At 47.6% G+C, this 20,618-nt stretch carries 23 protein-coding genes and 2 tRNA genes; 11 read left to right on the top strand and 14 right to left on the bottom strand.

All coding sequences use genetic code 11. From position 1 onward, the window contains the following. The 5 genes from Q7R76_01710 to Q7R76_01690 form a co-directional block, all read right to left on the bottom strand. On the bottom strand, nt 1–943 hold a 943-nt coding region (locus tag Q7R76_01710), incomplete at its 3' end, for a hypothetical protein (GenBank protein MDO8642289.1). A 197-nt stretch (nt 944–1,140) separates the two neighbouring features. After that, complete coding sequence (locus Q7R76_01705) at nt 1,141–2,247, bottom strand: hypothetical protein (GenBank protein ID MDO8642288.1); 1,107 nt, start codon at nt 2,245–2,247, stop codon at nt 1,141–1,143. Between the two features lie 56 nt (nt 2,248–2,303). Then, nucleotides 2,304–3,311 carry a trypsin-like peptidase domain-containing protein gene (locus tag Q7R76_01700; GenBank protein ID MDO8642287.1) on the bottom strand — a complete coding sequence of 336 codons (1,008 nt, stop codon included), beginning with the start codon at nt 3,309–3,311 and terminating at the stop codon, nt 2,304–2,306. A 174-nt stretch (nt 3,312–3,485) separates the two neighbouring features. Further along, nucleotides 3,486–3,569 (bottom strand) — tRNA-Ser (locus tag Q7R76_01695). A 318-nt stretch (nt 3,570–3,887) separates the two neighbouring features. Then, entirely contained in the window at nt 3,888–4,139 is a 252-nt protein-coding gene (locus Q7R76_01690; protein ID MDO8642286.1) for a hypothetical protein, read from the bottom strand. A gap of 170 nt (nt 4,140–4,309) precedes the next feature. Between Q7R76_01690 and Q7R76_01685 the strand changes: the two genes are divergently transcribed. After that, entirely contained in the window at nt 4,310–5,230 is a 921-nt protein-coding gene (locus Q7R76_01685) for a transcription initiation factor IIB (protein MDO8642285.1), read from the top strand. A gap of 43 nt (nt 5,231–5,273) precedes the next feature. Beyond that, nucleotides 5,274–6,245, top strand: coding sequence for a serine protease (locus Q7R76_01680; GenBank protein ID MDO8642284.1), 972 nt, complete (start codon nt 5,274–5,276; stop codon nt 6,243–6,245). Nucleotides 6,246–6,278: 33 nt separating this feature from the next. Here the strand turns inward: Q7R76_01680 and Q7R76_01675 are convergent, their stop codons facing one another. From Q7R76_01675 to Q7R76_01665, 3 genes are read right to left on the bottom strand one after another with little or no spacing between them, the layout of a single operon-like run. Next, complete coding sequence (locus Q7R76_01675; protein MDO8642283.1) at nt 6,279–7,175, bottom strand: hydroxyacid dehydrogenase; 897 nt, start codon at nt 7,173–7,175, stop codon at nt 6,279–6,281. 31 nt (nt 7,176–7,206) lie between these two features. Then, complete coding sequence (locus Q7R76_01670) at nt 7,207–7,509, bottom strand: MGMT family protein (protein ID MDO8642282.1); 303 nt, start codon at nt 7,507–7,509, stop codon at nt 7,207–7,209. A gap of 35 nt (nt 7,510–7,544) precedes the next feature. Beyond that, on the bottom strand, nt 7,545–7,940 hold the full coding sequence (locus Q7R76_01665; GenBank protein MDO8642281.1) for a hypothetical protein: 396 nt from the start codon (nt 7,938–7,940) through the stop codon (nt 7,545–7,547). Nucleotides 7,941–8,061: 121 nt separating this feature from the next. On the opposite strand from Q7R76_01665, the gene Q7R76_01660 reads away from it, so the two are divergent. Then, a complete protein-coding gene (locus Q7R76_01660; protein MDO8642280.1) occupies nt 8,062–8,850 on the top strand; it encodes a glycerophosphodiester phosphodiesterase family protein in 789 nt (262 codons plus the stop codon). Nucleotides 8,851–8,865: 15 nt separating this feature from the next. Here the strand turns inward: Q7R76_01660 and Q7R76_01655 are convergent, their stop codons facing one another. Genes Q7R76_01655 through Q7R76_01645 form a run of 3 tightly spaced genes read right to left on the bottom strand, consistent with a single transcriptional unit; the run spans nt 8,866 to nt 11,208 of the window. Further along, nucleotides 8,866–10,023: a methyltransferase gene (locus Q7R76_01655; protein ID MDO8642279.1), complete on the bottom strand. Its 1,158-nt coding sequence runs from the start codon at nt 10,021–10,023 to the stop codon at nt 8,866–8,868. Nucleotides 10,024–10,031: 8 nt separating this feature from the next. Continuing rightward, nucleotides 10,032–10,694: an HAD family hydrolase gene (locus Q7R76_01650; protein ID MDO8642278.1), complete on the bottom strand. Its 663-nt coding sequence runs from the start codon at nt 10,692–10,694 to the stop codon at nt 10,032–10,034. Nucleotides 10,695–10,740: 46 nt separating this feature from the next. Continuing rightward, entirely contained in the window at nt 10,741–11,208 is a 468-nt protein-coding gene (locus tag Q7R76_01645) for a hypothetical protein (protein MDO8642277.1), read from the bottom strand. 224 nt (nt 11,209–11,432) lie between these two features. On the opposite strand from Q7R76_01645, the gene Q7R76_01640 reads away from it, so the two are divergent. Next, nucleotides 11,433–12,140 (top strand): hypothetical protein, encoded by a 708-nt coding sequence (locus Q7R76_01640; protein MDO8642276.1) that lies wholly within the window; start codon nt 11,433–11,435, stop codon nt 12,138–12,140. A 5-nt stretch (nt 12,141–12,145) separates the two neighbouring features. On the opposite strand, the gene Q7R76_01635 is transcribed toward Q7R76_01640, so the two are convergent. Beyond that, on the bottom strand, nt 12,146–13,516 hold the full coding sequence (locus Q7R76_01635) for a hypothetical protein (protein MDO8642275.1): 1,371 nt from the start codon (nt 13,514–13,516) through the stop codon (nt 12,146–12,148). A gap of 156 nt (nt 13,517–13,672) precedes the next feature. Here Q7R76_01635 and Q7R76_01630 point away from each other — a divergent pair, with 156 nt between their 5' ends. Continuing rightward, on the top strand, nt 13,673–14,776 hold the full coding sequence (locus Q7R76_01630; GenBank protein ID MDO8642274.1) for a hypothetical protein: 1,104 nt from the start codon (nt 13,673–13,675) through the stop codon (nt 14,774–14,776). Between the two features lie 5 nt (nt 14,777–14,781). Here Q7R76_01630 and Q7R76_01625 read toward each other — a convergent pair whose 3' ends face one another. Continuing rightward, the gene (locus Q7R76_01625; protein MDO8642273.1) at nt 14,782–15,357 is read right to left on the bottom strand and encodes a hypothetical protein; all 576 of its coding nucleotides are present in this window, start codon (nt 15,355–15,357) and stop codon (nt 14,782–14,784) included. Nucleotides 15,358–15,392: 35 nt separating this feature from the next. After that, nucleotides 15,393–16,349, bottom strand: a complete 957-nt coding sequence (locus Q7R76_01620) for a hypothetical protein (GenBank protein ID MDO8642272.1) — start codon at nt 16,347–16,349, stop codon at nt 15,393–15,395. 73 nt (nt 16,350–16,422) lie between these two features. Between Q7R76_01620 and Q7R76_01615 the strand changes: the two genes are divergently transcribed. The 6 genes from Q7R76_01615 to Q7R76_01590 all read left to right on the top strand — a co-directional run bounded on the left by Q7R76_01615 (nt 16,423) and on the right by Q7R76_01590 (nt 20,570). Next, entirely contained in the window at nt 16,423–16,671 is a 249-nt protein-coding gene (locus Q7R76_01615; GenBank protein ID MDO8642271.1) for a hypothetical protein, read from the top strand. A gap of 108 nt (nt 16,672–16,779) precedes the next feature. After that, the gene (locus Q7R76_01610; protein MDO8642270.1) at nt 16,780–18,648 is read left to right on the top strand and encodes a nucleotidyltransferase domain-containing protein; all 1,869 of its coding nucleotides are present in this window, start codon (nt 16,780–16,782) and stop codon (nt 18,646–18,648) included. A gap of 57 nt (nt 18,649–18,705) precedes the next feature. After that, on the top strand, nt 18,706–19,233 hold the full coding sequence (locus Q7R76_01605; GenBank protein MDO8642269.1) for a hypothetical protein: 528 nt from the start codon (nt 18,706–18,708) through the stop codon (nt 19,231–19,233). Nucleotides 19,234–19,242: 9 nt separating this feature from the next. After that, nucleotides 19,243–19,749, top strand: coding sequence for a hypothetical protein (locus Q7R76_01600; GenBank protein ID MDO8642268.1), 507 nt, complete (start codon nt 19,243–19,245; stop codon nt 19,747–19,749). Nucleotides 19,750–19,763: 14 nt separating this feature from the next. Further along, entirely contained in the window at nt 19,764–20,423 is a 660-nt protein-coding gene (locus Q7R76_01595; GenBank protein MDO8642267.1) for a hypothetical protein, read from the top strand. A gap of 61 nt (nt 20,424–20,484) precedes the next feature. Then, nucleotides 20,485–20,570 (top strand) — tRNA-Leu (locus Q7R76_01590). Nucleotides 20,571–20,618: the final 48 nt, after the last annotated feature.

Here is a 20,618-nt window from a genome sequence, read left to right as displayed (position 1 = left end):
GCTGCACGGAGTATCCATGTTGTTCAAGAAATTCCTTCTGCGGCAATACAAACAAAAGTTTGAGCACGTCAGCAAACAAGCGTTTGCCTTCTGAAGCAGAGTCATATTTTTCAAAAGGCGCGGGCTCGTGACGATGACCATAGTCAGGATCGTGAATCAGAGAGAGGGTTTTATCGATAGCTCGTCCCGTGAATCCGTGTTTAAGAAGATACGCGCGAAGCTGGCTGAAATGCGCAGAATCAGGAGAAATCTGCTCAATGCCCGCATTATTGAGATACACGATTTCAGCACCGGCGCGCACTGCATATTCCAGCGTGAGGCCGCCCAACCCGCGAGGATTGCTAAAGCCAGTGACTACCAGCCGCGAATTTCCAAGAAAAGGTATCTGAATCCGTGTGTCGCCCGGTGCGAGCCGCTTGTTCACGTAGCGTACGTTGGGATAGCCATTGGCAGCAAGCAGAGCATTCACCGTTGCTTCAACCGTTGGCTGAGCAGGTACACGCACGCGAAACGGCTCGCCGGCATGCGCATTATCTCCTAAATCAGTAAAATTGAGTGAGTCAGCAACTTCATCAGGAGTAAGATGGTCAACCATCAAAATTGAGACATGAGGACGCGCACGCGCAAACGGCAGTGTGACGCGTCTACCAAGATGCGAGCCAATATCAACGAGAACTTGGCCAGAGGTATCTGGAATATCCCGCCAAGGAAGCCCTTCAAAATCCTGTTCAAGCATCGATGGCAGACGTATTCTGGCAAAATCCTGACGGTAAACCTCGTCGCCGGGAACTCCCGGCTGGATGTGCGTTGCATCGCCGAAAAAGGGCGGACGAACACTGCGCATGGTTTTTTGTGGTGGAATGTCTGCGGCCCGAAAATCAGGGGCACGAGAAGGATCATTCACATGGCCGTATTTGACGAGGAGGTTCAGCGCGTCTTGCATACACTACGGAAACAAACAGGGATTTATAAACTCTTCTTTTTGATCACTACAACAAGAATAGTTAAAGCCTGCTTCATCAACAACAGTTATGGATGACGCACTCCTGCTCAAAATTGCACTCACGACAAGCATTGTCGGATTAGCTGTGCTGTTTCTGATAGCAAACACCAGCTAAAAAAGTAAAAAAAGATCAAGAATTATGAAGAATCTGATGAACTGGGAGCGTCAATGGCTTCTGTGTCTGATTTCTCGTTCTTTGCTTCCTTTTTCTCTTTTTTCTGCGCTTTCTTTTTTGGTTTTGCTTTTTTCTGTTTTTTCTCCTTCCCTGCCTTCTTGTTTTCCCGGCGCGCAGCAGTTTTTGTCTTAATCTCTTTTATTTTTTCAACAATGCCCTGCTGTTTTTTCTTCAGCAACTCATAGCCGGCGAAAATAGTCACGATGCCACCGGCAATTGCCGATATAAAAATGATATTGTCACGGATGACGCTCATGAATGACTTTTTCTGCGCAGCGGCCAGCCGTTCTTTCTGGTCAACATATTCACCGCGCGCCTGAATCACATTGGTCTTGAGCTTTTCAAGGTCGCGATTCACGGCAGCGGCATCGGCAGCAAGCAAGTATTTTTTCAAATCATCAAGCTTGATGTCAGACAAGTCATAACCTTTTTTCTTTTCGCGGACTTCTTGTTCCAGTGCATCATAGTTTGTTTTTAATGCGGCAACCTGCGCGGTGAAGTTGCCGATCTCTTTTTCCCGAGCCACCTCGGTTGCCAACCGTTCTTGGGCAGAGACTGATTCTTTTTCAATGACTTTGATGGTGTCGTAGAATATTTTGTCGTTGATTTTGATGGTGAGCAGAATGTCGCCTGCGTCAGCAATATGGCCGGACACAAACAGTTCACCGACGCGGAAAGGAGTCAGTGATTTCAAGGGAATGGTATCATAGGTTGAAAAGCCGCGTGCGACAACAACGGGCACTAGATTTTCAAGCTTGGTGTTCCCACTGTTTTTTATCATAATCTTGAGCAGCACGTCCCCCGTCTGCGCATCGTCAGGGGTGACATTTACCAGCTCAAAATCAATAATCTCCTCGGGTTCCTCAGGTGTTGGAGGAGGTGTTGGTTCTGCAGCGGGTGGTGTAGCCGGTTCTGCAATGGGCGCAGGAGGAGCAACCGGCTCAGGTATCGGCTCTTCTGCCGGCGGTTCAGGTGCTGAAACATTTTCTTCAGCAGCGACAACTGTAGTGAGCAGCGCACTAAGTAAGAAAAATACGAGTGCAGTTGCCAGAATTTTTGCGTTGTCCATATGCCTCGTGATGAAAAGACCGGCACAGTATTATAAATATTTCTGTTTTGAGAAACTTACGAAGAAATCGCCTGCTCAGCAACCTGCTGAACAATCGTTGACGGCAGCGCAAAGCCGAGACCTTCGCCCTGCTGGAATTTCAGCGTGGTAATGCCCACAATATGCATGCCCGCGTCAACCAGCGGACCGCCGGAATTCCCCGGGTTGATAGAAACATCGGTTTGAATGTATGGAACACCACTCGCGTCAATGACTCTGTTCACGGCGCTGATGATTCCTTCGGTGACGCTGAACGAGAGGCCAAGCGGATTGCCCACGGCAATAACGCGCTGGCCGACACGAATAGAATCTTCGGAAGCAAACGAAAGCGATGGAAACGCATCAGGCCCGCTGATTTTTAGTATGGCGATGTCTGCATTCGTCGCGGTTCCGATAACCTGCGCGGCATACACACGCCCGGCATAGTCGATGACCTGAACTGATGAAGCATCCTGAATAACGTGTTTGTTGGTGACGATGTACCCACGGCCGTCATAGAATACGCCACTGCCCTGCTGGCTCGGTGTGCGAACACTAACCACTGCTTTCACCACGTCCTGCACAATCGCGGAAAAATCAGAACTCTGCACATTGATTTCTGAAATTTTGCTCTCCAGCTCGGAGCTTTTCTTTTTCAGCCCGCCGACCTGTTGTGAAATATCTCCCAATCCCGCTTCAGCCTGCTGGCGCACGTTTTCAATGTTTGATGCTTGTGATTCAAGATCGAGTTTAATTTGTGTTGCCTGCCGATTGATAACATCCTGCAATTTTTTAAAATTTTCAATCGTCTTGTTTTCCAAGGCAGCGCGCTGGGTGACACCGTAGGTATGTTCTTGTTTGATAGCGTCGAGCAGTGATTCCTGCGTGCCGTGCAGTGCATCGCTGACCTGCGTTTGGAATGTCTGGAGCTGCTGGTTGACACCAGTGGTCAGCTTGTAGTAAGTAAAGACATTGGTGGAGACGACGAGTACGACAGTGATAACGACTGACAGCAGGAAATAGGTAAGCGGGGTTTTCTGGCTCATGGATGATTCAGAAGAAGTGGTGGTTAAAAAGGTTGTGAAAAAAAAATAAACGCCGCAGCCCGGATTTGGGAACCTGCACAATCTTTTTTGCAAGCAAAAAAGCTTGACCAAAAGAGGGACATCCTCACTTCGTTCGGAGTCCCGGCCTCGCTTCGCTCGGCAATAAAAATAATACGCCGCAGCCCGGATTTGAACCGGGACATCCTTGCGGAAACAGCCTTTCCAGGGCTGCGCAATACCGGGTTATGCGACTGCGGCAATGTGAATGTGATTTGGAGTTTTGTTTTTAAGTTTTGTCGTTATGCGCAAAGCGCTGTTTTCGCCGAAGGCGAAAATGTTCGTCGTGTGCAAGCTTTTTGCGCATCAGCGCAAAAAGGTTGTCTCGGGTTATGCGACTGCGGCAAATGAAAAAAGAGCTGGATGAGGTGGTTTATTAATCTTGTTTCAACACGCAACGCCGTTGCCCAAGCTTTTTTTGCGAAGCAAAAAATGTTGTCTCGGGTTATGCGACTGCGGCAGATAGAAGATTAAAAGCGATGGGGGGTTTATAAAATTTTACAAAAAGAAAAAAGTATCTTACTGTTTCCTCGTCCTTCCCGCCACTCCCGAGCGCATACCACGCTGGGCGAATTTGACATTAGTCATCATGCGTTTCCCAACACCAACGGTGCCGGAAACCCAATCACCCTCGCCAATGTTGGACATGCCTGAAAGAGATGTCTTGAATGGGATTACTGCACCAGTATCTTCGCGCTTGACCGTGCCGGACAGCTGCCCGCCCGTAGCACCGCGCTGTTCGTTGATTTTGACAATAACGCCGCGAACCATAGTATCACCCTGTAGCTTTTTATACCCGGAGTGTTCAGTTTTTATTAAGTTTGTGGTTTTATAAAGAAAAAGCGAAAGGTTTATATAGCAGAACATGATTTTCTTTATAAAATTAATGAAATTGGTGGTGGGGACCGCAGGGGAAGAAACAGTAACTATGGTGGTCTGCCATGATGAGTTTTGTCAAAAAATGCCCTGAATGCGACAGTATTAATCTTTTTCACAACCGCGACAAAGGCGAAGTTATCTGCAAAGACTGTGGCCTCGTGGTCGAAGACCGTATGGTGGACTTCGAGCAGGAATGGCGCGAATTTGATTCTGACGATGGGGAAAACAAGCGGCGTACTGGCGCCCCGATGACGTACACGCAGTACGACCAAGGCCTTGGCACTGAAGTCGGCCAAAAAGCTGACCTGTACCGGCTCGAGGGCAAGGACAAAAACAAATTCTTCCGGCTTAGAAAGTGGCAGTACCGCATCAGCACCGCCATCGAACGCAACCTGAAGCTTGCACTGGCTGAACTCAAGAGAGTTTCATCCTACTTAAAGCTGCCAAAATCAGTTGAAGAAGAAGCTGCCAGAATTTATACTATGGCAGTCCAGCGCGGCCTGGTCCGTGGAAGAAGCATGGAAAGTGTGGTGGCAGGTTCGCTCTACGCTGCCTGCAGAGGCCATGATGTGCCCCGTACGCTCGACGAACTCAGCGAAGCATCCGGTATCGACAAGAAAGAAGTCGGCCGAACCTACCGCTTTGTTACCCGAGAGCTGAACATCACGATTTTGCCGTCAAACCCGGCGGATTACATCGCACGCTTCGCCTCATCTTTGAAACTGAGCGCTGAAACCCAGTCCAAGGCAATTGAAGTTCTTGAAAAAGCGCAAAAAGCAGAGCTCACTTCAGGACGTGGACCAACGGGTATTGCCGCCGCTGCGCTGTATGTTTCGGCGCTGATTCACGGTGAAAAACGCACCCAGCGCGAAGTGGCAGATGTTGCCGGCGTGACTGAAGTCACCATCCGAAACCGGTACAAGGAACTGCTCGACAAGCTCGACCTTGAAAAAGAAATCAAAAAGACAAAGAAGAAAAAATAATTCTGGGTGGTAGAAAGCAGACTGAAAATACAAGCTAAGAGACATGACTATCACCACAACGATTGGACGAGCGGCAAAGAGAGCAGGTATTGGAGCTGCGGCACTCGCTGCATTTGGATATCTAAGCCTTTCCACTTTTCTCCGCACCCAGGGAAATTTCTCAACCAGCGAAGCACTGTATGCGCCGCTCGAAATAGCAGCACACGAAGCAGGTATCAATCTCCGCAAAACAGACCATGCTCCTGAAATGAATGGATCTGATGGAGCAGATGAAGCATCCGCTGCGCCACAAAAACCACAGAAGGAAAACATCGACGGCCTTGTCGCACTGCAAACATATATGCGCAATCCCGTCGGGCGATCGCCGCAAAATGCACACAGAAATGTGAAAGATAATCTCGTTGAGATTTTGTATATCGAAAGAACATTGTGTTCAGGCCTACTTCTCACAGAGGATGGCTGGCTGGTAACTGCAGCACATTGCCTGCCCATCACGTCGGGATATATGAATTTCGGCGTGCGTATCAACGGCAAAGACTACCCGCTGGGTGTTCCGAATGTTGATATGCGCAATGACCTTGCACTCGTCAAAGCAGGCCTGCAAGGAAAACCGATACCAACGCCGCTGGGCTATGCGCTTGAGCAAGAACAACTCCCGGCAGGTGCATCGTCGGATATGATTCCTCGATATGTTCCTGCAGAACCAACTCGTGGCCAACAGGTCAGGATGTATGGCATACTGAACGGAAAACAGTATGAGCAAACAGGAAAGGTGCTTGAACCGGCAGTCCACGGAAATGCAGAAGAAATCGGCCGCCCGTTTAATAATTTCTTCACGACCAGCGCACGCGCCGTGGAAGGTATCAGCGGCGGGCCAGTTGTGGATGCACACACTGGCGAACTTATAGGCATTGTCTCGGCGCGTGACACCACGGGCACCATTGGCTCTGCAGTAGCAAAGACACGCTATCTCGCACGGCTTATTAATACGGTTATTGATATTGAGCAACGGTAAAGAAGAGTACACAAGAATTAATTCGATTAGCCATTATTTCTTAACCATCTCACAGAACTTCTTCACAACTTCCACTGCCATCGCCTCGTGGGCTTCTGGAGTCATAGCCGCAATATGAGGGGTCAGAATCACGTTGTCAAGTTTTTTTAGCGCAGCAATTTTTTTTTCACCGAGCGGCTCTTCGGAAAAAACATCAAGCGCTGCAATAAGTTTCTGTGATACGAGAAGAGGAATAAGTGCTTCTTCATCAACAATTTTGCCGCGCGATGTATTAATCAGCACGGTTCCGGGATTGAGAAGTTTGAGCTCAGCAGCGCCAATCATATATTCAGTTTCTTTAACCAGCGGCACGTGAATTGAAACAATCTGGCTTTTTTGCAGAAGGTGATGCAGTTCAGCCATCTGATGAGTGTTGGGAAATATCTCAATCTGTTCTTTTTTCAAAAAGGGATCATAGGCAAGAATCTTGACGTCAAATCCCTGCAGTTTTTTCGCAACGAGCTTGGGAATCGCGCCGAAGCCGACAAGGCCTATTGTTTTTCCCTGCAGTTCAGCGCCGAGAAATGAATAACGATCCCAGCCGCCACCACGCACATGCCGGTCTGCCACAGAAATTTTTCGCAGCGCGGCAAACATGAGCCCAATCGTGTATTCAGCAACCGCGTTCGCATTTGCGCCGGCGGAATTCAGAAGAATAATGCCGCGTTGCCGGCATTCATCAATGTTGATGTTGTCAAGCCCTGCGCCGGCGCGCAAAAGGTATTTCAGTTTTGAATGCCGGTCAATAAATTTTTTATCGGCGTGGGTTGCCGTGCGAATGAGAATTGCCTCTGCCCGTTCAGAGTCGGTGGTGATATGGTGACCGTGCTGCTCAAGGAGCGCGAAAGCATGTGGATGGATTTCTTTTTCCTCGTAGATTTTGATGTTCATGAGAGAAAAAACAGTGCACTGGTTTATATAATTATTTGAATTTAAAGCAGTTTTTGTCAAAGTCAACAATCGTACCTTTGTGGAATGCAACGCCCTCGTTCCTCAACAGCGCTTCTTTCGCAGCACACCCGTCTGCAAAGCCGCCAAGCGTTCCGTCAGTTTTCACCACGCGATGGCACGGCACAACCGGCGCATGCGGATTTTTATTGAGTGCATTGCCGACCGCTCGGTAGGCACGCGTACCCAGCGCATGTGCAATCTCCTGATAGGTCGTGACGTTTCCTTTCGGTATTTTGGCACAGAGTGCCCAAACACGCTCGTTAAACGAGGCCATACAAAAAAAGAAAGGGAGAGAGTTAATTAAGTTTCTCAATTTTTCTTCAAAAAGCCAAGATTCTGCTGCACCTTCACATGCTGTGTTGTATGAAAAGAAATATCATGCGCCTTGCCGAGCTTTTTTATGATGCGCTGGTGCTGGTAGGCAACACGCTCTTTGGCTGCATGCACCTCGTGTTCAGTGTTCTTTTTCAGCCGGAGTTGGGCTATTTTTTCCTTGAATGACACTCGCAGCCGTGGAAGAGGCGCAGTGAGTGTAATTTGCTGGCGGCGAACGAGCATGAGTGCAACAAGGGAAATTACGGTTACAACGGAGACAACGAGCAAGGAACGAACAAGGTGGTGAATCGAAAAACTGAGCGGGTAACTGGCATCAACGAGAAAAAGGCCGACCATGGTAAACAGGCTACCTGAAAGGAATCTTCGCATGCCATCACCTCTGTTAGGGCATACACAGTTGGTATTTAAATTGTTTATGCTGAATAGTGCCCTGTCTGGAATTTTGGTAGGGGATAGAAGATTTAAATACTTCTTCCCGCTAAAAAAGACTATGGTGCACAAATACATCGTTGTTGCCCACCGCGGAGGAAAGGGCAATGCATTTGAGAACAGCATGGAGGCCATTAAAAAAACCCTGGCTCAGCACCCCGACATGATTGAAGTCGATGTGCGCATGACGCGTGACAAAGAGTTTGTGCTTTTCCATGACGCGATTCTTGACCGGCTCACGAACTGGAGCGGACTTGTCAATACGAAAACGCTCAAGACGCTGCAAAAAGTGCGGCTGAAGGATGGCAGCACGATTCCAACGCTGGATGATGTACTGGTGCTCGTAAAAAAATACCCGTTAACAAAACTGATTTTAGACATTAAGGATTTGAACAGTGGAATATTTGATTACCGGAAATGCATTAAAAAAATAAAGAAACAGAAGCTTGAAAGCCGCGTTGTTATTTTGTGCATCAATTATCATCTGCTGCGCAGGATTGCCCAGGAGTATCCTGAATTGGAATATTGCTGTTTCGGCCTGCTCCCGCAGCGCAAGGTGCTCCTGCGCGCCAAGAAAATCGGCGCCCGATACGTCGGCGCATTGCTGCTGACAAAAAGTTTTATCAGAAAAGCGCACCAGCGGAATATGTGTGTTGTTTCACTGGGTACGGATAATATAAACCGATTAAAGTGGCACATCAAAAATGGGGTTGACGTAATTTCAAGCGGCCATCCGCCGCTTCTCCGGCAGCTTATTGAGCAGTATCTTGCAGGAGCAGAAGAGACATCCATTTCCAAGCGGATGTGGCTGTGGCTCATGAGAAAAATGGGCAGGAAGCAGTTGAAATAACCAAGTGATAATCAATTACGCAGCATGGATATAGGTGATGAGTTCTTTGAAAACAGAGATATCATGTCGGTACCGAGCAGCGTACCAACGGAGTTTATCGGCATCAACCAGCACACCGGCGCGTCGAAGCTCCGGCGCCATCCGCGCAACACATTCGCAGAATTGTGTCACATTATGCGACTTTGCTGTTTTTGTGCACCGTTCGAAATCAATGAGCACGGGTTTGTGTTTTGAAATGATGATGTGTTTGAACGGGTGATGCATTTCTTCTTTCGTGAAACCGAGCTCGTCAAGCTTTTTCATTTGTAAAAATACGTTCGCAAGCATTTTTTTGATTGCGGCGGACGAAGCTGTTTTAACAAAGTCGCGGATAAAAGAGCCAAATACAAATTCATACACAAAATAATTATTCTTCGCAAACAGAAGACGGGGGCCGATGTGATGTTTGTTGAGCTGTTTCAGCACGGTCGCTTCCCGCGCAACCGTACCATGCGCTGCGGTATCGGGCCGCTGGATTTTGATGGCAACTTTTTTGGTTTTGAAAAGCCCAGTGAAAATAAACCCGCGGTGGCCAGTGGCAAAGCGATTGATGTGCGTAATTCCTCGGAAATACACTTGCTGGATGAAAGGAGGATACTGGAGTTTGTAGACGAACAATTCTTCAAAATCAAATCGTTGCGATGAGAGTTGCGTGAAGAGAAGTCCTTGGCGGCTGATGAGCTGGTCAACAATTGATTGGTTGGTGAGTGAGGAAAAAACCAGCAGGATGTTGCCTCCTTTTTTCAAAAACTCTCCTGTCGTGGCAAGAAAACGTGCAATAAACTCATATCCTTTTTTCCCGCCGTCCAGCGCGATGTCTTTCAGCCTGGGCTCATTCGGAAGGTAGGGGGGATTGCAGATGATAGTGTCGAACGTTCCAGTAATGTTGTCAAACAAGTCCGAATATAAGTATTTTATTTTTTTGTGGGAATTATGTTTTTTGGCGTATCCAAGAGCTTTTTTGTTGATATCGACGGCAAGAACTAAACGAACGGTTTTCTTTTTTGCTGCGGTGATCGCCTGAATGCCGGTGCCGGTGCACATATCAAGAACTGTTCCACGGGTGTATTTTTTTACCTGCGTCGCAAGAAGGAAAGAGTCTTCTCGCGGCTCGTAGAATTCATCGGTGTTCATCATTAGCATCATCGTCGCTCATGGGTCTCGAGGAGGGGAAGAAGCTCGTGCATCGAATTGATGAGATGGTCGGGCTCGGCCCCTTCAAGTTCTGTTCGAGAGTCAATGCCATAGGTGACTGCAACGGTGTGCATCCCTGCGCTTTTTCCTGCTTCGACGTCCATAACTGTATCGCCGACCATGAACGCGTCATCCGGATCAATCTTGAAATGGTCAGCGATCATGAAGAGGCTTTCCGGATCAGGCTTTTCGTGATGGATGACTTCTTCGCCAACCATCAAGTCAAAATAGTCAACAATGCCAAGGCCTTTGAGCAGGCGGACAGCAAGCTCAAGTTTTGCTGTTGTAGCAATTGCCAGCCGGATTTTTTTCTGCTGCAATGCTGCAAGCGTTTCTTTCACGCCATCGTAGAGCGTGCATTCTTTGAGGCAGTGCTCTTTGAAATAGGCTTTGTAGGCAGTGATGAGCTGCTCTGATTTCTGGATATCTTTCTCGCCGGAGAAAAGCTGCAGAAACCGCCAGGTCTGCATGCCAATTTTTGGGCGAATTTTTTCCGGCGCCATGGTTGGCTTGCCGATTGCTTTCAAACCGGCGTTTGTTGCATTGCAGATGCATGCGGTTGAGTTGACCAGTGTCTGGTCCATGTCGAAGACGACGAGTTTGAGGGGCATGATATGAAAGAGAGGATGAATGTTTTAAATAGTTTACCGTGATTTATCAAAACACCTCATCCACCTTGGTAATGTATTCCCGCACGCGGCCAACAACCGAGCCGAGCAGGTACTGCTCGATTTTTTCACTGAAGATGGTGTGGAGGTAGTCGTGCTCATTGATGCGGTACCTGTTTTTGACTTTTTCAACCAAAAAGAGTTCGCGCAGGCGCTTTAATTGGCGCCGGATGTTTGATGAAGCAATGCCGACAAGCTTGAGTTTTCCCTGCTCTCTGCCGATGATGATGAGGTCTCTGATTTCATCGCTGGAAAGCATACGCTTATCTTTTCGCACGTTCAAAAGCGTGTAGAGAATATCAACAATGATGTCCCGCGAGTCACCGGGCTGGAGCAGGCCTGTGGAGAGACAAAGTTTTCGTACGAGTTCGCGCCGTTCCATGGCCAGTGGCTTTTCGTATTTGCGCAGGGTTATTTCTGCCAGCGGAATGTCACGGGAAATGGTATGAGTTGCCATAACCAAAACAGAGGTGTCAGGGTTTATATACCTCACGCGCATCTGTCCAGTGTCCAGTGGTAGTGCGTTTGGGGCTTATAGCTTATGGTCGGTGGTTTTAACGCAGAATTGGCATGTCCAGTGGTTGACAAGATGTTTTGAGAGAAAAGCAGACAAAAAAGTGTTTTGATGATAAACTAAAGTCACCACAATCTTTTTAATCCTGCCTACTGTTTTCTTTCCTCATGCCTCTCCCCACTACCCTTTCCAAACTTTCCGATGCGCTCAAAGGCGCGCTGAAATACAGCACCGAAACAAGCGACGCAAAATCAGTCAAGAACCTCTATGACTACAAAACAAAGCGAGCATCGTATTATCAGGAAGCCGTTGAAAAAATAAGCAAGGAAATTCTGGCACAGGATATTCCGCTCCGGCAGGAATTTGAAAAGGCATCTCTCGCTTCGCTGCCCCAGCGCTACGGAGAAATGCAGAAGATTGTTGAACAAATGCGATCGCATTTAAACCATAGACCACAAGCCCCCGACCTCGGACTTATCACCATCACTCTTCCGCGCCTACCGGAAGAAATCAAAGATGAAATCCATGCTGACATCACTGAACTGGGCAGATGTTTTGACGCTGCGTGCTACCGAAGCACCATCGTGCTGTGCGGCAGAATTCTTGAAACTGCCCTTCATAGAAAATATTTTGAAGTCATCGGCAAGGACATTCTCGAAACCCAGCCGGGCATTGGGTTGGGCACGCTGGTCGCAAAATTGAAGGAGAAAAACATTCCGTTTGACCCGGCGGTCACCCAGCAAATCCATCTCATCAACAATGTGCGCATTTCATCCGTCCACAAAAAGAACGAGCCCTTTATCCCAACAAAAGCACAGGCGCACGCGACGATACTGTACACGATGGATATCGTCGAGAAGATGTTTAAGCGTTGACGGTTTTAAGACGACAAATGCTGTTCAAACGTGCGATGGTCAACCAATCCATCAAAATGAAAACCAACGCGCGCAACAGACATCGGGCCATACCGCGCAAGTGCATTTGAAACAACTTCTGTTCCATGATAATATGCCGGCCCATACATCGGTGCGATAATAATATTAGATGCCCAATCTCGTGACATTTTATCCACAATAGAATCCTGTTGCACACACTGTTCTGCCACATATTGTTTCACGGCATTAGGTTGCCATCCTTCGCGCAGGCGAAGAATGCCCACATTGTTTTTTGCAATGTTTTCAAGGTCGTTCAGTGCAAGCACCACGGCAAGATCTGCCCCTAAAGCATCGATTGCATTTTGACGTGAACCAAAAATAGTATACAGCATATTTTCTGCCGTGCCTTCCTCAAGCATAGTACTGGGAGTGCACATGGTTCCGACGGTTGCCTCAAAGGGTAATCTGCCGCTGCGGTATCCCAGATCGCACATGACCTGCGATGGGTAATGTGCCAAGACTTCGTGCGCAACAAGGTGATAGAGATTTTCTCGAGTCACGGGATGATCAGTGTTGAATTCAAAAAGACCGTGCAATGCAGGCACACCAGCGGTATCAGTGCCGCCATCGTACTGACTAAATCCAGTATAATGCTGGTCTGTAGTAAAACGTAACGTGTGATTGGTAAACGGCGTATCTTCCAATCGTGGCCAGTAATTAGGAGGTGAGACCGTAAGACGAGAGAGTATTCGTTCTCTTAATAAGCCCGTTAATTCAGTTTTTATTTCAGCCATTTTCTGTCCAACAGACTGTACAGGAACAACACGCTGGTCACGCCATACCACCACATTTTCACGAAGATTGCCGCCGGTTCTGTACCCATATCCTGCTTTCTCAAGTGCCTCTCGAAGAACTTCACGCGCAGGCGCAGGATCAATCACCACACTCCCTGATGAAGAGAGAAGTACGGCTGCACGCCGCTCGTCGAATGACGGCATTTTTTCGCCTGTGGCATGCCCAAACATAGTTTGGAGAATTACATCAAGCGCTGTACAAAGGTGGTTAACATAGGCGCGGCGCGCAGGAGCAAAATCTGCAGCATCGCATCGTACCTGCGCCGGAAGATCCCGCAGTTCATAGTCCACAACAAAATCACACACGGTATCTCGAGTAGTTGGAGACGCGCCGTTGCTTCTTCTAAGCAGTGCCGCATTGGTGTCATGATAGATTGGCGGAAGTTGTTTTCCTGACGACCAGGTATCAAGAATGAATCGTTCAGCTGAAGAACCGCCAACATTGCCGCCGCAGAGCGTGTCAACACCAACGAGAAGCGTTGCAAGATTGATTTCAAAACCGGGCTCCAAGGCAGTTGTCATCAGTCCCCGCTTAAAGAGGGAGGTTTAAATAATTTTATATTCTTAATCATTGAGGTGGCGGATGCAGAGGATATGCAAAACAATGCTGTTGCTCTTCTTTTCTACAGAGCCCTGAACAGAGCAAGGTTTATAAACTACCTCTTATTTCCCCTTTTTATGACCGCAGCTGTTGTTTCCCTTCAAGAAAGAATTGCGCAGAGTCGCAAGGCCAAGGCAGTTGAACGCGCATGGCAGGTTGCAAAAACATTAGAAGGCGACCGAAGCCAGATTGAAGGTTTGAGATGGATCGCACCAGAAAATGACCCGCAGGCTGGTATCCGCCGGACGGTTGATTTTGCTTATGAGTTTCCAGAAGGTGTTACTTTTTTGTATCCGACGCCGATGGATATAAGCGTGGTTGCGCCAGCAAAGGTGTTAGTACCGAATGAAGGCATGGACTTTTATTGGACAATGCCCCTGTTGAGCCGCATGAGCCCGGCTCCGGAAACACTTGATACGCGTGTGGGAAATGAGTTAGGCCGACCGGGTAAACCCTCATTGCGAAATAGAATTGACCTTGTTTCATTTCTTCCGTTTGCAAAACAAGGCGCGCCGCCGGAAGAGCAATTCTCTCCTGAATTTTATGTCTCGCTTGCCATTCGCGCGCCGCTGGGCGACGCAGATAATTATTTTGGTGCTATTGCGCTCTATAATGGAAGACCAATTAAACAAATGGTCAATGGATCCGATCACGCGCACTTAGAAATACTTGCTGACCCGTATCATGCAACGTTGTTTAAAGCAGAAATGCTTGTTTCATTACAGCCAGAAGAACTCGCAACAACCGCTGCAAATGCAGGCGAACTTGAAATTTTTGTCTATCGCATGGCTCAACATCCTGCTACAATGAAACTAGATGTGGCAAAACTATTTACGTTGGGTACCTTAGGTTTGGGAGGAGATGGTGAGACGGGCAGCAGATCATTGAGCTTTGGTGGCAGTGATCTCACACGCAGCATGTCAAGAGGTTTATCATTAACCGGATTAAGCCCATCATATCAACCGCCCGTGGCGCCCGCGCAAGCACCGAAAGAAGTCGGTGATGTTCGCTTGGGCGAAGGAACAAAGGGCGACGCAGTGGGGTACACCAAACTTGAAGGATATCAGGTTGACGAGTCGTTTGGTATCCAGCCTATTCGCATACGGTTTCTTGGCGTGCGGGAACAATCAGAACAACAAGCGCGAGAAGCATTGAAAGATATGAGTGCACGATATTCTTAAGTTGTTTAAGTCGTCAAATTGGTATATCCCGCCTTGTACGTTTCAACATCAACTTCGGCGTCAATCAGGGATTTGAACTGCTTGCGGTTGTCATACGTTGTGCCGCCGAAATACAGCTCGGCGCAGACATCTTTGGTCTTCTGAAATAACTCGTCAACGGCGTCGTTGTATTCTCCTTTGAATTCTTGGAGCAGTTCATCGCAGCGGGAATAATTTTGCAGCGAGCTCAACTCGAGTTGTGTTTCTTGAAGCTGTTTTTTTAAGTTTTCAATGTCTTTGTTTTTCTGGCGCACCAGAAGGTCAGCTGCAGAGCCGGCGCGGTCTTCGTTTTTGAGCTGTTTCAGCTGCGCCTCACGGTCATCCAACCGCTGCTGGAGATCTGCTGCTTCAGTTGTTTTCGCTTCCAGCGCGCGGGTGTTTTCCTGATAATCCTGCCCGAGCGCGACATAGCGCTTGCTGGAATACACAATCGCGCCTGCGGCAGCAATGACGACAATAAGAATCACAACCAGAAACATAATATGGCCTATGTCGAAATTGAAGAATCGTTTTTTTTCAAGAGGTGACGATGCCGGCTCCATGCAATTCTAAGAATAAACAGTGTTTATTAAGCTTTTCATGGCAAGACAAGAGTTCCGTTTTCAAGCAGCGGAACGTGGGTGATAGAAGCAATTGCGGCAATGGCGATGATGAACAAAATGAGGAGGATTATCAGAAACGCAAAAATGCCACAGGCAATCCAGAAACCGGTCCGAAAAGGGTTACGTTTGTGAGGGCCTGAAGATTGCGGTTGAGGAGTGGTAGCAGCAGGTTTTTCAGCTTCTTTTTTCGCTGCTTCGTCTGCTGACGCTTTTTTTTCCGCTGATTTCTCTTCCTGTTCCTGTTTTTTCTGAAGCGCTTCCTGCTGCTGTTTCACGTATTTCGCGTCAACTTTTTTCGCCGGCGGCATGGGCGGCGCCGATGATTTTTTCCCCGGTGAAACAGGGGCGTCAGGAATGTGCACGGTTTTTGTTTTTTTGATGAGTTTTTTCGTTACTTTTTTTGTGGGTGTTTTCTCTGCTTTTTCTTTTTTGTTTTCTGCAGCTTTTTTTTCTTCTTCCTTCTTCTCATCTGAAAATTTCTGGTTGAACATCCGAGTCAAATCACGCATTGACGGTTTGGGAGGAGATACTATTGGTGGAGGAGTAGTTGATGCTTGTTTTCCCTGCGTACCCGGCTGCGGAGCTGATGACAATGGCTGATAATTGCTAAATATTTTTCCTTTGATGTCGCTTGAGGGCATGTCGTCGTCTTCGTATTCAGTATCATCGATTGCTGATTCGCTCTCATCCTTGTATAGCTCTTCAGGCGTTACTGCTTGTTGGAATTGTTTTTTCTTTTCTGCCTCTTTTTGCGCCTCTTTTTCCTGCCGCGCTTTTTCTTTTTCAGAAACTTTTGCAAGTTTTGTCCGGTGCGACGCGGCGTAGCCTGCGTAGCGGCCCAGTTCCGGATCATCCTTGGCGCGAAAACGCTCGAGCACTTCGTCAGGCGAGTATTTTTTTGATGGCGCAGGCTTGGATTTGGGTTTTGCCATAGGAGTTCCAAGGGGATTAACATATATAAATATTCAGGTAAACTTTATATATGAGGAAAAAACTGGGGGTGGTATGAGCAGAAAAGACAAGGAAAAAAAGGTCAAAAAAGTCAAGAAGTATGCTTCTGGCGTTGAAGACCGCATCAAGCAAGTGAGCCAACTGAAGCCGCCGGAACTCGACAAGGTGTTTGTCCGGGAAAACGACGAAAAGCTTGAGCACTGGCGCCCCCTGTGGAAAACTGACTGGAAGAGTATTTCAGAACAGCGTCGACTTGAAAAGCGCCATAACCGGCCTAAGAAGTCGAAGAAACGAGTTTTCTGAGGGTATATGTTTTTGGCATAGGTCCTGATTTTTTTGTCGCACATCTATATTCTCCAGTATATAAGTGTTTAAATACGCTTTTCATGTATACTGAGAGTACTGATAATTATGGCAAAGAAAAAAAAAGATGAACAGCCGGAAAGCCCGCTGGCAACAGCCCCCGCAGCGCCTGCAACCGAATCGCCTGCACCAACCGAGCAGGAACTGCAAGACATGGCAAAAAACCTGCCGCCGGAAGTGCAGGAAAAGCTCAAAAAAATAAAAGACGAGCTGGAAAAATTTAAGAAAGAAGTGCTGGAAAAATTCGACCAGTATATCATGGGCATTGCCCTGCTGCCTCCGGCAAAGGATCCTGCGGAGCGCGAAAAAGTCAATGTGCTTATTCTTGTCGATGACTCTGACAGCAAGCGCATGCCGAAGTTTGAACTCAAAGACAAACTCGCGCTCATCATCAAAAAAATCGGCGAAGACATCAACAAGAATTTTGTCACGCAAACCATCATTCTTTCAGAAGTCTGGCAGTCGTGCTACGACGCGAAATACGACTTGCTCGAACTGTTCGCGCTTGCCGCGCCGGTGCACGATACTGGGATGCTCGCAGCCATCAAGATTGCAGAAGTGCACAAGAAGATGGTGCTGAAAAAGTTCGAAAAGTATATCGTGAGCTATGTGCTTGCCGGCTCGCTCACGCAGGGCCGCGCGACCAAGAGCTCGGACATTGACGTCTTCGTTGTTATCGACGATACTGATGTCAAGAAAATGACGAGGGGAGAGCTCAAAGACAAGCTCCGCGCCATCATCATTGGCATGGGCGTTGAAGCCGGCGAAATGACCGGCATCCGCAACAAAATCAACATTCAAGTCTACATTTTGACGGACTTTTGGGAATCCATCAAGGAAGCTAACCCCATTATTTTCACCTTCCTCCGCGATGGCGTGCCGTTCTATGACCGTGGCATTTTCATGCCATGGAAACAGCTGCTGCGCATGGGCAAAATCAAGCCCTCAATGGAAGCCATTGACATGTACATGTCCAGTGGCGAGCAGATGCTGAAGCGCGTCGAATTCAAGCTGAAAGACATAGGTATGGAAGATACGTTCTACGCCATTCTCACACCGTCACAGGCCGCATTGATGATGTACGGCGTGCCACCGCCAACGCCCAAAGAAACGCCGGAGCTCATGCACGAAATTTTTGTCAAAAAAGAAAAAATCCTTGAAGAAAAATACATCAAAATCCTCGAGAACAACATCAAAATCCGCAAAGACATTGAGCACGGCACAAAACAAACCTTGACGGGCAAAGAAGTTGACCAGCTGTTGAGTGATGCAGACGACTACCTGAAACGCATCAAACGGCTCTTTACCCAGCTTGAGAAAATGAAAGAGGAAGAAACCATGCTCCACAGTTATGAGCATGTGGTCACGGCAATCCGCGACCTGCTCAAGCTTGAAGGCGTTGAGCGCGTCAAAGACGATGAGATGATTACCTTATTTGAGGCGGAGATGATTCACGCCGGAAAAATTCCCCAAAAATACCTCCGCATACTGCATGAGATTATGCAGGCGAAAAAACAATACGATGCCGGCACGCTCAACAAGGCAGACATTGAAAAAACAAAAAAGGAAGCAGCGCATTTCACCCAGTTTATGGTTGAATACCTCCAGCGCATGCGCGGCCGGGAGCTGGAAAAAACACGCATCCGTGTCAAGTATGGCGAGAAATATGGCGAGGTCATGCTGTTAGGGGATGTTGCATTTATTATCCACGACATTGACCAAGAAGAAAAACAGTACAGCAAAGCGCCCCTGCGGCCAGACGGCAGCCTCGGCACACTGGAAAAAACAACGCCGGAAGAATTTGAAAAACACCTTGCAACGGTTACTCTCCTTCAAAAGGCATTTATCAAAGAGCCCATTTTTGAAGACCTCAAGCGAGTGTTTGGCAGAGACGTAGAAATTCTAGTGACTGCATAAATCGCATAGGAATATTTATAAACACCGTTTTGTTGATAGCCAGCGTGAGGTGACGCTGTGTCGATAATTACTTCCCTTGAGCCGATGAACCGCATTCGGTACAAAGGGGCATTTGATTTTGATGGGCTGTACCGCGTCATGCGCTCGTGGTATGAGGAGCGAAAATACACCTTCTTTGAGACGCGTTATAAGGAAAAAACAAAGCCGCTGGGAAATGAGATTGAAATTACCTGGAAAGGCGAACGCCCGCTCAATGACTACGTCCGCAATAACGTCTATGCATTTATCCACCTGTGGGATGTCAATTATGTGGAGACGCTCCGCAACGGCAAAAAGAGAAAATTAACGCGGGCACGTATGCTTATTGACATCCGTGCTGAAGTGGAATTAGATTACCTGAGCCAGTGGGAAGACTCAAAGGCCAAGCGGCTCTGGCGCACGTTTTACAACTATTTTTTAATGCGCCAAGACATCAGTACCGTGTATCAAGACAAGCTGTGGTACAATGCGCAAAAGCTCCAGCAGCGCATCAAGCAATTCCTTGATATGGAATCCCACAGCGACATCTTTGATGACATGTGGTAAGGTGCACGGATGGGCGAAAAACAAAAATACATTGTCAAAAAGATATCGTATGAGGGCTATTTTAATTACCGTGAGCTCTTTCGCATTCTTGACTTCTGGCAGCGCGACAAGTTTTATGACAAGAGAGAGCATCGCAGTGAGGAGATGGTAACGGACAAGGGAAAAAATATTGACCTTGAATTCCTGCCCTGGAAAAAGTACACGGATTATTTTAAAGGAGTCTTCAAAATTGTTATAACAGTCCAGCATATGAAAGAAGTCGAGATCATGGTGCGTGGTGAGAAGAGAAAAATGAACCACGGCAGCATTGACATCCAGATTACTGGGTACCTTATCGTCGATTATGAGGGGTACTGGGACCGCCATCCCCTGCTCACGTTCATCCGCGACATTTTCGACCGATACTTCAACTGGTACATCACGAAAAAATATATTAATATGCTGACGGATCACGCGAATGATTTGTATTTTTCGCTGAGTAGCTATCTGAACGCAAGCCAATACAAAGTTGAGTAATGAGGAGTGAAACGATGGATATCACCATGCATGGCATGAAACCAACTGACCCGGACTATTCGCCGTCACGGGAAGAGCGGTTCAATCTCGAATTGCTCTCGGACATGGAACGCGAGATTTATGTTGACCGGATGATTATCAGGTACAATGGACCGTTCAGGTACAAAGAGCTTCTTGAATTGGTTGAAGCATGGTGCCGCGTAAACAAATATGAAAAAGAGATCATCAGTCAGAAACACAAAGTTGCAAAGGATGGAAAAACATCCGTGGTCAGCTTCCAGCTCCACCGCAAATTCACCCCCCTGCATATATCAGTCCTTGATGTGGTGATAGCAGGAAACCATATGATTGAACGGGAATATAGTATTGACGGACGCCACGTCACGCTCAATGAAGGCGACGTGGAGATTGTCTTCAACGGCTTCCTGATGACGCATTTGAAGGCGCGCTGGGAATCCCGGCCAAAATTTGCGCTGATTCGAAAAATTATTGACAAGTTTATCTACAAGCTCGAGCGGCCCAGCCTCGGCGGCACGGTCGTGTCCGATGCAAAAGATTTGGCAAAACAGCTACGCGCGGCGATGATAATCTATCAGTACCGCATTGAAGCGGTTAAGGCAGAAGAGGAGGCGCAGGAAAAGATTGCGGAAGAACTGAAAGAGGAGAAGCATTAAATCGGATTTTTCAGAAGTCTAAGAAACCTTTTTAAACACGATAAAATCACTGTATTCTCAGGCGAGGGTAGCGAAGACCGGTCAAACGCGCAGGACTTAAGATCCTGTCCCTTAGTGGGTTCGGGGGTTCGAATCCCCTCCCTCGCACTTTTATTTTGTATGCTGAAATTCATCACAAACATTATAAAATAAAAC

This window comes from Candidatus Woesearchaeota archaeon (assembly GCA_030651375.1).
Classification (GTDB): domain Archaea; phylum Nanobdellota; class Nanobdellia; order Woesearchaeales; family UBA12501; genus JAUSFM01.
Note: the sequence above shows the minus strand (reverse complement) of the source record. Positions and strands in the feature narration are given on the sequence as shown.

Coding starts and splice junctions, on each gene's coding strand:
- Q7R76_01660 (MDO8642280.1), top strand. CDS start 8,062: ATGGTGCACAAATACATCGTTGTTGCCCACCGCGGAGGAAAGGGCAAT.
- Q7R76_01635 (MDO8642275.1), bottom strand. CDS start 13,516: ATGACAACTGCCTTGGAGCCCGGTTTTGAAATCAATCTTGCAACGCTT.
- Q7R76_01705 (MDO8642288.1), bottom strand. CDS start 2,247: ATGGACAACGCAAAAATTCTGGCAACTGCACTCGTATTTTTCTTACTT.
- Q7R76_01595 (MDO8642267.1), top strand. CDS start 19,764: ATGGATATCACCATGCATGGCATGAAACCAACTGACCCGGACTATTCG.
- Q7R76_01670 (MDO8642282.1), bottom strand. CDS start 7,509: ATGGCCTCGTTTAACGAGCGTGTTTGGGCACTCTGTGCCAAAATACCG.
- Q7R76_01665 (MDO8642281.1), bottom strand. CDS start 7,940: ATGCGAAGATTCCTTTCAGGTAGCCTGTTTACCATGGTCGGCCTTTTT.
- Q7R76_01615 (MDO8642271.1), top strand. CDS start 16,423: ATGAGCAGAAAAGACAAGGAAAAAAAGGTCAAAAAAGTCAAGAAGTAT.
- Q7R76_01690 (MDO8642286.1), bottom strand. CDS start 4,139: ATGGTTCGCGGCGTTATTGTCAAAATCAACGAACAGCGCGGTGCTACG.
- Q7R76_01640 (MDO8642276.1), top strand. CDS start 11,433: ATGCCTCTCCCCACTACCCTTTCCAAACTTTCCGATGCGCTCAAAGGC.
- Q7R76_01700 (MDO8642287.1), bottom strand. CDS start 3,311: ATGAGCCAGAAAACCCCGCTTACCTATTTCCTGCTGTCAGTCGTTATC.
- Q7R76_01625 (MDO8642273.1), bottom strand. CDS start 15,357: ATGGAGCCGGCATCGTCACCTCTTGAAAAAAAACGATTCTTCAATTTC.
- Q7R76_01675 (MDO8642283.1), bottom strand. CDS start 7,175: ATGAACATCAAAATCTACGAGGAAAAAGAAATCCATCCACATGCTTTC.
- Q7R76_01645 (MDO8642277.1), bottom strand. CDS start 11,208: ATGGCAACTCATACCATTTCCCGTGACATTCCGCTGGCAGAAATAACC.
- Q7R76_01620 (MDO8642272.1), bottom strand. CDS start 16,349: ATGGCAAAACCCAAATCCAAGCCTGCGCCATCAAAAAAATACTCGCCT.
- Q7R76_01600 (MDO8642268.1), top strand. CDS start 19,243: ATGGGCGAAAAACAAAAATACATTGTCAAAAAGATATCGTATGAGGGC.
- Q7R76_01655 (MDO8642279.1), bottom strand. CDS start 10,023: ATGAACACCGATGAATTCTACGAGCCGCGAGAAGACTCTTTCCTTCTT.
- Q7R76_01610 (MDO8642270.1), top strand. CDS start 16,780: ATGGCAAAGAAAAAAAAAGATGAACAGCCGGAAAGCCCGCTGGCAACA.
- Q7R76_01650 (MDO8642278.1), bottom strand. CDS start 10,694: ATGCCCCTCAAACTCGTCGTCTTCGACATGGACCAGACACTGGTCAAC.
- Q7R76_01680 (MDO8642284.1), top strand. CDS start 5,274: ATGACTATCACCACAACGATTGGACGAGCGGCAAAGAGAGCAGGTATT.
- Q7R76_01685 (MDO8642285.1), top strand. CDS start 4,310: ATGATGAGTTTTGTCAAAAAATGCCCTGAATGCGACAGTATTAATCTT.
- Q7R76_01630 (MDO8642274.1), top strand. CDS start 13,673: ATGACCGCAGCTGTTGTTTCCCTTCAAGAAAGAATTGCGCAGAGTCGC.